The sequence below is a fragment of the Guptibacillus hwajinpoensis genome (genome assembly GCF_001039475.1).
GTDB classification, from domain to species: domain Bacteria; phylum Bacillota; class Bacilli; order Bacillales; family Guptibacillaceae; genus Guptibacillus; species Guptibacillus hwajinpoensis.
Genome location: NZ_LELK01000015.1, coordinates 32,953 through 46,814, shown reverse-complemented (window position 1 = coordinate 46,814; position 13,862 = coordinate 32,953). Strand labels below are relative to the sequence as shown.

Below are 13,862 nucleotides of genomic sequence, written 5' to 3'. Positions count from 1 at the left end.
TCCAAACATTCGTCCCCTATTTCTACTGAAATCTAGTAGAATGTATAAAGAATATCGAAAAAGAGAGGGTTATTTAACTTGGCTTACAAAATGATTGTATTAGATTTAGACGATACATTGCTGAATAGTGATCAAACGATTTCTGTTCGTACTAAAGAAGCTCTTATGAAGGCTCAACAAGAAGGAAAGAAAGTAGTTCTTGCATCCGGTCGGCCGACATTTGGAATGAATTCATTTGCTGAAGAACTGCTTCTTGCTGACTATGAAAGCTATATCCTTTCATTTAATGGCGGTAAAATTATTAACTGCGAATCCAAAGAGGAATTTTTCAGTTCGACTTTAAGTCTAGAAGCTGTTCAAAGACTGTATGAAATTAGCGTTCAAGAAGACGTTTATATTCACACTTATGTTGGGGATACAATTATTACCACAGAAGAGAATCCATACACAACAATTGAGTCTAATCTTACAGGTCTACCAATCACACTCGTGGATTCATTTGTCGAAGGTGTAACCGAACCAGTTGTGAAAGTGTTAATGGTTGGCGAACCAGAGCATCTTAAAAAGGTAGAAAAGAAACTGCAAGAGAAGTTAGGAGAAGAATTCAGCGTGATGCGCTCCAAGCCCTATTTCCTAGAATTTACTGATAAAGGCATTACAAAAGGGACGAGTATCGAAAAGCTCATTAACGAATGCGGCATCAAACGAGAAGAAGTCATAGCGGTTGGAGACAGCTACAATGATCAAGAAATGATTGAATTTGCTGGACTTGGCGTTGCGATGGGTAATGCTCCAGATGACATCAAAAAGATTTCTGACTACATTGCAGATACAAACAAGAATGATGGAGTTGCAAAAGTAGTTGAAAAGTTTCTATTACAAGATCAGCTCATAACAAAATAATTTTAAGAAAAGAGAGACGGCTTAAACACCGTCTCTCTTTTTCTGTTAATGGATGTGCTCTTAACTGTTTTTTGAAAGAGGTAAACTCGTAATAAAATCGAAAGTATTAATAGTAGGTTGAATGAACCTGAAGCAATTGCGCTTCTTCCCTTTCGAGCCTACCCATATTCATTACTAGTCTGTTATTTAGGCTCTTTTCTAAAAGATTGTTGCTTTTTCATCAGTTTTTCAAAACCACACTTAGCAAATTGGAGCGGAAATTAACTACTATCTAATATCAAAAATGCCTACGAAAAGAGCTATTGCTTAAAAGAGTTACATTTTATTAGTTGTAACCCCCCTATCCAACGAGGTTTTGAAATTATTTTGCAAAAATTAGTGCATAACTCTTCCAAAATGATTATTAATTTATTATAATTATAATCTAATAGAGGTTATAATTTATTTTCTTAATTTCGAAAGGAGATTTTAAATATGGATAAAAACGAAATGCACGATAGCCAAGCTGGAAAGTGCCCTGTCTCTCATGGAAAAACGAAAGAAGAGAGTGCTATCACCACTACTAAAGTTGGCACAACAAATAAAGACTGGTGGCCAAACCAGTTAAATTTGAATCTTCTTCAACAACACGATAGAAAAAGCAATCCAATGGGTGAAGACTTTAACTACGCAGAAGAATTTAAAAAACTAGATTATTACGAATTGAAGCAGGATCTTCGTACATTAATGACAGATAGCCAGGACTGGTGGCCTGCTGATTACGGACACTATGGTCCACTTTTCATTCGTATGTCATGGCACGCGGCTGGTACATATCGTACTGGTGATGGACGCGGCGGCGGTGCAACTGGATCGCAACGCTTTGCTCCACTTAACAGCTGGCCAGATAACGCAAGTCTTGATAAAGCACGCCGTCTCCTATGGCCAATTAAGCAAAAGCACGGAAATAAGATTTCTTGGGCAGACTTACTGGTTATCACTGGTAATGTCGCACTGGAATCAATGGGCTTAAAGACATTTGGTTTTGGCGGAGGACGCGAAGATGTTTGGCATCCAGAAGAAGATATCTACTGGGGTACTGAGAAAGAATGGCTAGGCGATAACCGTTACTCAGGCGACCGCGAGCTTGAAAGTCCGCTTGCTGCTGTTCAAATGGGACTTATCTATGTTAATCCAGAAGGACCAAATGGAGAACCAGATCCTCTAGGCAGTGCACGCGATATTCGTGAAACATTTGCTCGCATGGGAATGAACGATGAAGAAACGGTTGCCCTTATTGCCGGCGGTCATACGTTTGGGAAAGCACACGGCGCTGGAGATGCTGAAGCACATGTTGGAGCAGCTCCCGAAGCGGCTGATATTGAAGAGCAAGGATTAGGTTGGAAAAATACGCACGGAAGCGGTAAAGGCCGTGATACGATTACAAGTGGCATAGAAGGCGCTTGGACTGCGAACCCAACGAAGTGGGACAACGGTTACTATGATTTACTATTCGGTTATGAATGGGAACTAACAAAGAGTCCTGCAGGTGCTCACCAATGGAAGCCTGTGAATCCTACAGAAGACCATCTTGCTCCAGATGCTGAAGATGCATCAATAAAAGTCGAAACTATGATGACAACAGCGGATATGGCTCTTCGTGAAGATGAGATCTATGAAAAAATTTCACGTCGCTTCCACGAGGATATCGAATACTTCGCTGACCAATTTGCACGTGCATGGTTTAAATTACTTCACCGTGACATGGGTCCTAAAGAAAGATACCTTGGTCCTGAAGTGCCACAAGAAGATTTGATCTGGCAAGATCCTATCCCGAACGTGGACTATGAACTAACTGCTGCTGAAGTAGAAAACATTAAGGCAAAAATTCTTAACTCTGGGTTAAGCATTAGCGAGCTTGTTACAACTGCATGGGCTTCTGCAAGTACATTCCGCAGCTCTGATAATCGTGGTGGTGCTAATGGCGCTCGCATTCGCTTAGAGCCACAAAAGAATTGGGATGTAAACGAACCTGAGCAGCTTTCACGAGTACTATCCGTTTACGAAAAGATCCAAAACGAGCTTGATAAAACAGTTAGCCTAGCTGATTTGATTGTTCTTGGCGGTAGTGCAGCTGTTGAAAAAGCAGCAAAAGATGCTGGTGTTGAGATCACAGTCCCATTTGCTCCTGGACGTGGTGATGCAACGGAAGAGCAAACAGATGTAGAAAGCTTTGACGTTTTAGAGCCAATGGCTGACGGATTCCGTAACTATCAGAAGAAGGAATACACGCTTAGCCCCGAGGAATTACTGGTAGACAAATCACAGCTTCTTGGTCTTACTGCACCTGAAATGACCGTTCTAATTGGCGGCATGCGCGTGCTTGGGACAAACCATAACGGCACGAAGCATGGTGTGTTTACTGACCGCGTTGGTACACTTACGAACGATTTCTTTGTGAACCTACTCGACATGGGTGTTGAATGGAAACCAGCTGACTTCAATGAATACGAAGGACGCGACCGCAAAACTGGAGAACTAGTACGTACCGCATCACGTGTTGACCTTGTATTCGGTTCAAACTCCATCCTCCGTTCTTATGCAGAAGTATATGCACAAGAGGACAACAAAGAGAAATTTGTACGCGACTTCGTATCCGCATGGGTTAAGATTATGAACGCTGACCGTTTTGATCTTAAAACAAGTAAGGATAAGATGACGACGAACGCGTAATAATGAAAAAAAGCACCTTACCATTCGCTTCAAGGGCGTCTGGTGAGGTGCTTTTTTTATATTATTAAATTATCTACTTCTTTTTTAAGCAGGTTACACACTCCACGCGTGCTGAGTAGACAGCTTGAACAAATCAAATAAAAAGGAATAGCACTTGCGTCTTTTTTGTCAAAAAACGAAACTTTTATGGTAATATAATCCTTAAGAATTACTAGTGAGGGGGATTACATGTCTATTTTGGAAATGTTACCTGTTATTCCATCTAATCGAAATTATTGGTTAGTAAGAACTAATAGTGGAAAATTTTACGAGAATTTCATTAAGGGTAGCTATATAGGAATTGGTTGGAACAAAATTAAAGCTGAAGATATCTTCATTAATTTTAAGAAAGACAAAAAATCATTAAAGCCCATTGAAAGTATTGCTGAAAAAGTACATGAATTATATCCAGATACACAACAAAACAAGCATTTAGCCAATCAACTAGCTAAATTTTCTACTGAAATTAAACAGGGAGATATTGTATTAATACCTAGTAAAAACTCAGATATCATCACTTTCGGGGAAGTTGAAAGCGATACTATTTATACAGAAGAAGTCTCCGAAAAGGAAATTGTTTGTGAAAAAAGAAAGGAAGTAAAGTGGTTAAAAAGAGTAAGCAAAGCATCTCTTGACCCATACCTCTATAAATTAATTTATTCTCATCATACAATAACTAATGCAAATGAATATGCCACATTTATTGACAGAACTATTAACGACTTTTTCGTTAAAAATGGCGAGGCTCATTTGATATTAGAAGTTACTACAGACAAAAAAATCAATGCAAATGATTTATTCGGCTTAGGTAATAACCTTCTCAATTCAATTGAGGATTTTAATAAAGTGATGAATGCCAACCTAGACTCGGGCAATATTGAAGTAAAATTAAATCTTAACTCACCTGGTAAAATAGAGCTTATCGGGAAAGTGAAAACAATTGGTGTAGTTGCACTTTTAATCGTTCTTATTAATGGTGGGGGATTTACGGTAGGGTATCAAGATTTTAATGTAGATCTGCACACCGACGGTATCATAAAGAATGTAATCGAGTATCAGAATAATCATCAAGAGAGAGAACTAAAAGAAGCATTAACTAAAAAGTTAGATAACATGAAAGTCCTTTCACCTGACGAATTAGTAAAGCTTATGGATGCATCTACAAGAAGTACAACTGGTAATGCAGAAGAACCTAACGATCCAGATTCTAAAAAGTAAAGAAGTTAATTATTATCAAAACGGATGTTACACTGTATATTATTTCTTCAACGTGGAACAATTTAATTTTCCTTTTATTAAATAGAGATAATTTTCCGATGGTTATTTTTTGTAAAAGAAATAATAAGCAAAATGCCAATATTATGGATGAAGAATATGAAATTAATGCGGAAAAATCGCTTATCATTTTGCTCTCCTCCAACAATAATTTATTAATGTCTATTTTAATATATGCGTAAGAAAAAGGAAAGTGATTCTTATTGTCAGTAAATCACTTTCCTTTTTATATTTTTATATGTAGAAGTGCCAATATTATACCACAAGACTATTTATGTGCCTTGATTAAAAAATACTGTTCGTATAAAACGTCTTTATGGTTTTGCACACAAATGGGTAATGAAGTTCAGTACATACTGTTTACTGAACTAAAGAACCTAGAAAAAGAACTTGAAAAGCCGAATAATCAAATCAACACTTTACTACTCTTACACTCTTAAGGTGCAATTACATCTGAACAGTTTAAACTTCAGAATGAACGTCTCACAGATAGCTTACAGATATTAACCACTAAAAAAGGTGAGCTTCAAGCTAATTTGGAGATAAAAAATAATACTGCAAAGCAATTGAAAGAATTAAAGCGTGATATTGACCGCCTTGCAGCATTAGATATCGATGATGACAAAGTGTCAAAACAAGTTATTCATCGACTTGTAAAATCAATAGAAGAAGAGATTAAAATCCACTATAACCTCTCTCCATCAAGAATTTTAATTAATACATTTGCTTAAACTATGTCCTTTTTTTAAGTAACACTGTACACTCAACGTGCGTCGTATGTGGGAACATATCAACCGGTTGAACTTCCTTCGTTTTAAATCCACCATCTTCTAAGATCCGTAAATCCCGTGCAAGTGTCGCAGGGTTACATGATACATAGACAACTTTCTCTGGCTTCATATCAATAATCGTTTGTAGAAGGGATTCTTCACAGCCTTTACGTGGCGGATCAACGACGATGACGTCTGGCTTGATACCTTGCTCTTTCCACGCTGGAATAACATTCTCTGCTTCACCAACAGCAAACTCCGCGTTTGTGATGCCGTTTAACTCGGCATTACGCTTCGCATCTTCAATCGCTTCTGGTACAATTTCTACGCCGTACACTTGCTTCGCTTTTTGGGCAAGGAAAAGGGAGATCGTTCCGATACCGCAATACGCGTCGATAACCGTTTCATTACCTGTGAGTCCAGCATATTCGAGTGCCTGGTCATAAAGCACCTTTGTTTGATCTGGGTTTACTTGATAGAACGAGCGCGCTGAAATCGCGAATTTAATGTCGCCAATTGTGTCGTAAATGTATGGAGATCCCCATAGGACACGTGTTTCGTCACCGAAGATCACGTTAGTGCGTTTGGGATTTACATTCTGGACGATTGATTTCACTTTCGGAAGTTTCTCTGTGATGTCATTTATGATATGTTTTCGATTCGGTAAGTCTTTGTTCTTTGTGACAATAACGACCATGATGTCGTCTGTTTGCTTACCGTATTTCGCAACAACGTGTCTTAGCGTTCCACGATGAGAGCGTTCGTCGTATGCGCGGATGCCGTATTTTTCAGCGATCTCTTTTACGACGCGAAGAACTTCGTCGTTCTCCTGCTCCTGAATGAGACACTGGTCCATGTCGATAATCTGGTGACTGCGCTGCTGGTAGAAGCCGGCAACAATCTTGCCATTCTCTTCTCCAACAGGAACCTGTGCTTTGTTACGGTAGCGCCATGGGTCTTCCATACCTAGGACAGGGTGAACAGGTACATCTATCTTCGCGATGCGCTCCATCACGTCTTGAACCTGCTTGTGCTTGAACCTCAGTTGGCTATCGTACGTAATGTGCTGTGTTTGGCAGCCTCCACACTGATAGAAGATCGGACACGGAGGCGTATTGCGATCTTCACTCTCAACTTTGACATCAACGAGTTTGCCGAAACCAAATCCTTTTTTCGTTTTAATTACTTTTACATCAGCTGTTTCGCCTGGTATACCATAGGGCACGAACAAGGTGTAGCCGTCTACTTTAGCGACACCAGCGCCGTCATGTGAGATATCAACAAACTCCACTTCCACAACATCGTTCTTTTTTACAGGTATATCTTGAATACTCATTTGATTTCCGTCCTTTTCCGTTCGATTTCATGTACAAAAATTGTACCACAGTGTGATTCGATCGCGAAATATAACAACATCACTTCAAAATCGGGAGACTTTTAACGCCTTGGTGAGGTGAAAGTCATTTTATTGTCCAAATTTCTACTATATTGGCTAAATTCTCGATATATTGTCCAAATCAAAGATTTATTAGCTAAATTTTCATTATATTAGCCAAAAGCGATCAGCAATAGAAAAAGCCAGAGATCAAAAAATCTCCGGCTTCTCTCAACGTTACTACTCACCAGAAGCAGCACGCTGCGCTGCTTCTTCTTCGTTTGTATGTTTCTCGCTCGTTTCTTTTGGAACGATCATCGTAATATGGCGATATAAGTTCGTAAACTCCGCAGGAAGTGGACCACCGTACTCACCGTCAAGGTTAAGTTGCATTTTATCAACTGATTCTACTCGAATGTGACTTGCTTTCTTGTAAATAACGTTCGGATCCTTAATATGATCACCGCGTAGAGCACTGCTTGCAATGCGAATGAATTCAGCGATATTGGTTTTTTTCAATATCATAAGATCGAATAGTCCATCATTCAATGAAGCATGTGGTGCTAGCTTCTCAAATCCACCGATTGAGTTCGAGTTTGAGACGAGGAAAAGCATGATCTCATCTTCAAAAAGTTTTCCATCATATTCAATTCGTGTCTTAGTAGGCCGAATGGATGGCAGCATCTCGATTCCTTTCATATAGTAAGCAAGTTGGCCAAGCATTGTTTTAAGCTTGCTTGGTACTTCATACGTTAATTCAGTCAACCGTCCGCCACCTGCAATATTGATAAAGTAATGTTCATTTACCCGACCAATATCAATTGGCATTTCAAGGCCATTGCACAGGACATCCATTGCACCTTCAACAGTGCGTGGAACACCAATCGCACGCGCGAAATCATTCGTTGTTCCAACTGGAATAATTCCCATTTTGGGGCGATACGGCTGCTCAGCAATTCCGTTAATCACTTCATAAATGGTTCCGTCTCCCCCAGCAGCAATAACGAGATCAAACTTTCGCTCAACGGCAATACGAGCCGCCTCTGTTGCATCCCCTTCACACGTAGTCGCATGAGCTGACGTTTCGTATCCATTTACCTCAAGACGTTCAAGAATATAAGGCAGTGACCTCTTTACCTGTTCTCTTCCGGACGTTGGATTATAGATCAGTCTTGCACGTTTCATCCTTCATCATCCTATCTTCTCTATCCGATTCTATGCTTCTTATCATCTGTTATTAATTGGTTGTAAAGACATCATCATTAGTAAATTATATGATAGTCACAAACAAAAAACGCCCACATTCTCGTGACCGTTTTCCACCGCGTGACCTTCTGTTATGATTATAGGCTTTTCCCTAAAAAAAAGCAAAATGAAAAAGAAAACGTTACATGATATTTATGGAATTGTGAACAAAGCTCCACTACCAACATACAGAAAAACCCCTCCATCTAGGAGGGGTCACTTCTTATCGCTTATCCATTTCTTCTACAATTAGCTTGTTAACCATTGGTGGATTCGCTTTACCTTTAGTTGCTTTCATTACCTGACCTACTAGGAAGCCGAGAGCTCGGTCTTTCCCGTTCTTGTAGTCTTCGATGGACTGTTCGTTCTCGTCCAGAATTCCTGAAACGATTGAACGAAGCTCACCTTCGTCAGAAATTTGAACAAGACCTTTGTCTTTCACGATCTGTTCAGGATCGCCGCCTTTTTCGATAAGATCTTTGAATACTTTCTTCGCGATTTTAGAAGAAATTGTTCCCTTTTCAATAAGAGAGATGAGTTTCCCTAGTCCTTCTGGTGTTAGGGCCACTTCATCAATTTCTTTGTAGTTCGCATTCAAGTAGGCCGATACTTCACCCATTAACCAGTTCGATGCCTGCTTCGGATCAGCACCTTGACCAAGCGCTACTTCGAAGAAATCAGACATTTTCTTGGATTGAGTAAGAACCATCGCATCATATTCAGGAAGATCGTATTCCTTCACATAACGCTCACGACGAGCATCTGGAAGTTCAGGAATATCAGCGCGGACGCGATCCATCCACTCACTATTGATTGCAAGACGAACGAGATCCGGTTCAGGGAAGTAACGGTAGTCGTCAGATCCTTCTTTCACACGCATCAGAATCGTTTTCTTACCAGCTTCGTCGTAACGACGTGTTTCCTGACCAATTACGTTTCCAGCAAGAAGCTCTTTTTCCTGACGTACTTCTTCGAATTGAAGACCTTTTTGGACATTTGCAAATGAGTTCAAGTTCTTCAGCTCTGTTTTGGTACCAAACTCTTCTTGACCATATGGACGAAGAGAAAGGTTCGCATCACAGCGAAGTGATCCTTCTTCCATTTTGCAATCAGAAACTTCGGTATATTGAAGAATCGCTTTTAGCTTCTCAAGGTAAGCATATGCCTCTTCAGGTGTACGGATATCCGGCTCAGATACGATCTCAACAAGAGGTGTTCCCTGACGGTTGAAGTCGACAAGAGAGTGGTTCTCTCCATCAACGTGCGTGAGCTTACCAGCATCTTCTTCAAGGTGAAGACGCGTAATACCAATACGCTTTGTTTTGCCGTCTACTTCAATATCAATCCAGCCATTCTCACCGATCGGCTTATCATACTGAGAAATCTGATAAGCTTTCGGGTTATCCGGATAGAAATAGTTCTTACGGTCAAATTTCGTATCTTCAGCAATTTCACAGTTCAACGCCATTGCAGCGCGCATCGCATAATCAACAGCTTGTTCGTTCATCACTGGTAGCACCCCAGGGTGACCGAGACAAATCGGGCACACGTTCGTGTTAGGTGGTGCACCGAAATTCGTTGAACAATTACAGAAAATCTTCGTGTTTGTCTTTAGTTCTGAGTGAACTTCCAGACCGATAATAGTTTCAAAATTCATTTTCAGTAGTCACCCCTTACAGCTCTGGCTTAGCCTTATGATGATCCGTAGCTTGCTCAAACGCATGAGCAACACGGTAAACAGTTCTCTCATCAAAGTGCTTTCCGATTATTTGTAGTCCGACAGGTAGGCCATTCGATAATCCACATGGAACCGAAATGGCAGGCACGCCTGCAAGGTTAACAGGAATTGTTAGGATATCGTTCGCATACATCGTAAGCGGGTTGTCAATCTTCTCGCCTACTTTAAATGCTGGTGTTGGTGTTGTTGGTCCAATAATAACATCGTAGTCTTCGAACACTTTCTCAAAATCATTCTTAATAAGCGTACGAACTTTTTGTGCTTTCTTATAATAAGCATCGTAGTAACCTGAGCTAAGCGCAAATGTTCCTAGCATGATACGTCGCTTTACTTCGTCACCAAAGCCTTCGCTTCTTGTTTTCTTATAAAGATCAAGAAGGTTCTCTGCTTCCGCACGTACGCCGTAACGCACGCCATCAAAGCGAGCAAGGTTAGCAGATGCTTCAGAAGAAGAAAGAAGATAGTACGTAGCTACAGCATATTTCGAGTGAGGAAGAGATACTTCTTCCCAAGATGCGCCAAGCTCTTCAAGCTTCTTAAGTGCCTGAAGGACGTTGTTCTTCACATCCTCGTCAACACCTTCAGCAAGATACTCTTTCGGTACAGCAATACGTAGACCTTTCACATCACCAGTCAAGCTTGAAAGGTAATCTGGTAGATCAACATTCGCAGACGTTGAATCCATCTTGTCATAACCAGCAATTGACTGAAGAAGATAAGCGTTATCTTCTACTGTGTTCGTAATTGGGCCAATCTGATCAAGGGATGATGCGAAAGCAATTAGCCCAAAACGAGAAACAAGTCCGTACGTTGGCTTTAATCCAACAACGCCACAAAATGCTGCCGGTTGACGGATTGAACCACCTGTATCAGAGCCTAATGAGAAGAATACTTCTCCAGCAGCAACAGATGCTGCAGATCCACCGCTCGAACCACCGGGAACATAATCAGTATTCCATGGATTGCGTGTGCTGTAGAAACCTGAGTTTTCATTTGAAGAACCCATTGCGAACTCATCCATATTTAATTTACCAACTGTGATTGTTTCCGCTGCATTTAAGCGCTCGACCACTGTTGCATTATGTAATGGTTCAAAATTCCCTAGAAGCTGACTTGAAGCGGTTGTGCGAAGACCTTTCGTTACGATGTTATCCTTCACACCGACAGGAAGACCAAAGAGAAGGCCTCTCGCTTCTTCTGTTCCGAGCTTTCCATCAAGTGCTTTTGCAGCTTGCATAGCTCCTTCTTCATTTAACGTCATGAACGCTTTTACCTTGTCATCAACTGTATTGATGCGATCGAATGACGACTGAACAAGTTCACTGACGGATAATTCTTTTTTATGAAGCAAGCTGTGAAGCTCACTAATACTTTTATCAAACAAGGACGTTGCCTCCTTTACTCAAAAATTGATGGAACTTTAACCTGACCGTTTGCATGATCTGGTGCATTCTTCAACGCTTCTTCACGAGAAAGCCATGGTTGTGCTTTATCTTTACGAAGAACATTCTTCAAATCAAGAACGTGGGTTGTTGGTTCAACGTTCTCTGTATCTAATTCATTCAACTGTTCTGCCATTGAAATAATGTCATCAAGCTGAGTAGTGAATTTCTCCACTTCTGCCTCATCCATTTCTAGTCTTGCCAGGTTCGCTACGTGCTTTACCTGTTCTTTGGTAATTCTGGACATCTCTTTCACCTCCACAAAATTCGAACAACCTGCAATATATAGATGATACCAAAAAGAGACTTCATTAAGCAACAGAACGCCGTCTGTTCCATTTTTAAACAAACGTTTATTTAAGCATGATTAATCAAACGTTTGTTTAACTTCTTTCCGATATTTCTGTACCCGTCGACATTGTTACGATAAGTGTTGCTTTTTTATGTAAGCCTCTTTTCGTAGACATTGTTGCTATAAGAGTGGGTTAAATTCCGCTTCAGGTGCTCGCTTTCCGCGGGGCGGGCACCTGAAGCTCCAATTAGCTAAGTGAGGCTTTAATATATTAAATTATTTCAAAAGTAACAATCTTTTAGAAAAGAGCCTTATATAAACCCTTTAATAAGATCTATCAGAAAAAAGGCTCACCCATTGATGGGTGAGCCTTTAACTTATCAACTTAGAATTTAGAAACTTTTGCTTCTTCAAATTCTGCTTCAATCTCTTCACCTGGCGCATTACCCACAAAGCTGAATGCCATTACAGCAATCCAAGCTAGGATAAAGCCTGGGATGAGTTCATAAAGATCAAATAGTCCACCGGACATTTGAGCCCAGAAAATAACGACTGCTGCACCTGTGATAATACCACCAATTGCGCCATTACGAGTCATTCGTTTCCAGAATAGACTCAGTATAATAACTGGTCCAAACGCGGCACCAAATCCTGCCCAGGCATAACTTACCAGGTTAAGAACACTGCTATCAGGGTTATAAGCAAGTAGGATCGCAAGTAATGCAATTCCTAGTACTGCGATACGGCCAACCCATACAAGTTCAGTCTGGCTAGCATTCTTGCGAAGGATCGCTTTATAGAAATCTTCCGCTACAGCACTTGATGATACAAGTAGCTGAGAATCAATTGTACTCATAATTGCAGATAGGATCGCAGCAAGCAAGAAGCCGGATACCCATGGGTTAAAGAGTACTTGTGTAAATTCGATAAAGACTGTTTCTGAGTTCTCAAGTCCTGCATTGAAGTAAGCAATACCGATAAAGCCAGTAAAGATAGCACCAAACAGGGAAAGAACCATCCAAGACATACCAACAAGACGAGCTTTAGGAATCTCTTTTGAAGACTTAACAGCCATAAATCGTGTGATGATATGAGGCTGTCCAAAGTAACCTAGTCCCCAACCAAGTAGGGAAAGAATACCCATAAAGCTCATACCTGTAAAGATATCAAGATAAGTAGTATCTGTTGCACCAACTTGGTTAACTGTTTCGTTCCAGCCACCCATTTCATTTAAAGCAACAAGTGGTACGACAACAAGAGCAAGGAACATTAGTATTCCTTGGAAGAAATCTGTCCAGCTTACTGCTAAGAAACCACCTAGGAACGTGTAAGAAATAATTACAATTGCACCGATCCATAATGCCGTTTCATAGCTCATTCCGAACGAGCTTTCAAAAAGGATTGCGCCCCCAACAAGACCTGAAGACGTATAGAACGTGAAGAATACAAGAATGACAATCGCTGAGATAACACGAAGTGCTTTCGAGCTATCACGGAAACGGTTTTCGAGGTAATCCGGTACCGTAATTGAGTCATTCGCCACTTCTGTATAACGGCGAAGACGCGAAGCGACAAACTGCCAGTTCAAGTAAGCTCCGATTGCGAGCCCAATCCCAATCCAAATTTGACTCATACCGCCAGCATACATTGCACCAGGCAGTCCTAGTAAGAGCCAACTACTCATATCTGATGCACCAGCACTTAATGCCGCAACAGATCCACCTAATCTTCTTCCTCCAAGAACGTAATCGGACAAGTTACTTGTCATTTTGTATGCAACTAATCCGATTGCAAGCATACCAACAAGATAAACAATAAACGTGACTAGCGTAGGCGTCTCAATACTCATTTAGCACTATTCTCTCCTTTCTGTAAAAAAAGTTATTATTGATAATACGACTAATAAAGGCATTGGTATAAGAAGCCAGAACCATGTTGCTGTAGTTAAGGTATATTCCACGCTTTCACCCCCTCCAAAGTCATTATTCACAGGTATGCATTTTAACCTGCGGATCCAAAATATAGATATAGACCATAAGTCCTTTACAAACCAATAATTACTATATCACAA

Annotated in this window: 10 protein-coding genes; 4 read left to right on the top strand and 6 right to left on the bottom strand. The window is 40.4% G+C overall.

Annotation, left to right across the window (positions count from 1 at the left end; genetic code table 11):
* The first annotated feature begins 78 nt into the window (after nt 1-78).
* From AB986_RS20285 to AB986_RS20265, 4 genes are all read left to right on the top strand, one after another.
* The gene (locus tag AB986_RS20285) at nt 79-903 is read left to right on the top strand and encodes a Cof-type HAD-IIB family hydrolase (protein WP_048313474.1); all 825 of its coding nucleotides are present in this window, start codon (nt 79-81) and stop codon (nt 901-903) included.
* Nucleotides 904-1,377: 474 nt separating this feature from the next.
* Entirely contained in the window at nt 1,378-3,615 is a 2,238-nt protein-coding gene (katG, locus tag AB986_RS20280; protein WP_048313473.1) for a catalase/peroxidase HPI, read from the top strand.
* Nucleotides 3,616-3,843: 228 nt separating this feature from the next.
* On the top strand, nt 3,844-4,872 hold the full coding sequence (locus tag AB986_RS20275) for a hypothetical protein (RefSeq protein WP_048313472.1): 1,029 nt from the start codon (nt 3,844-3,846) through the stop codon (nt 4,870-4,872).
* Nucleotides 4,873-5,465: 593 nt separating this feature from the next.
* Nucleotides 5,466-5,660 (top strand): hypothetical protein, encoded by a 195-nt coding sequence (locus AB986_RS20265; RefSeq protein ID WP_048313470.1) that lies wholly within the window; start codon nt 5,466-5,468, stop codon nt 5,658-5,660.
* Between the two features lies 1 nt (nt 5,661).
* On the opposite strand, the gene rlmD is transcribed toward AB986_RS20265, so the two are convergent.
* The 6 genes from rlmD to putP form a co-directional block, all read right to left on the bottom strand.
* Nucleotides 5,662-7,035 (bottom strand): 23S rRNA (uracil(1939)-C(5))-methyltransferase RlmD, encoded by a 1,374-nt coding sequence (gene rlmD / locus AB986_RS20260; protein ID WP_048313469.1) that lies wholly within the window; start codon nt 7,033-7,035, stop codon nt 5,662-5,664.
* Nucleotides 7,036-7,314: 279 nt separating this feature from the next.
* Nucleotides 7,315-8,259 (bottom strand): diacylglycerol kinase, encoded by a 945-nt coding sequence (locus tag AB986_RS20255; RefSeq protein ID WP_048313468.1) that lies wholly within the window; start codon nt 8,257-8,259, stop codon nt 7,315-7,317.
* A 283-nt stretch (nt 8,260-8,542) separates the two neighbouring features.
* Nucleotides 8,543-9,976, bottom strand: a complete 1,434-nt coding sequence (gatB, locus tag AB986_RS20250; protein ID WP_048313467.1) for an Asp-tRNA(Asn)/Glu-tRNA(Gln) amidotransferase subunit GatB — start codon at nt 9,974-9,976, stop codon at nt 8,543-8,545.
* Between the two features lie 16 nt (nt 9,977-9,992).
* Nucleotides 9,993-11,441, bottom strand: coding sequence for an Asp-tRNA(Asn)/Glu-tRNA(Gln) amidotransferase subunit GatA (gene gatA / locus AB986_RS20245; RefSeq protein WP_048313466.1), 1,449 nt, complete (start codon nt 11,439-11,441; stop codon nt 9,993-9,995).
* 14 nt (nt 11,442-11,455) lie between these two features.
* Nucleotides 11,456-11,746 (bottom strand): Asp-tRNA(Asn)/Glu-tRNA(Gln) amidotransferase subunit GatC, encoded by a 291-nt coding sequence (gene gatC / locus AB986_RS20240; protein ID WP_048313465.1) that lies wholly within the window; start codon nt 11,744-11,746, stop codon nt 11,456-11,458.
* 430 nt (nt 11,747-12,176) lie between these two features.
* Complete coding sequence (gene putP, locus AB986_RS20235) at nt 12,177-13,640, bottom strand: sodium/proline symporter PutP (RefSeq protein WP_048313464.1); 1,464 nt, start codon at nt 13,638-13,640, stop codon at nt 12,177-12,179.
* Nucleotides 13,641-13,862: the final 222 nt, after the last annotated feature.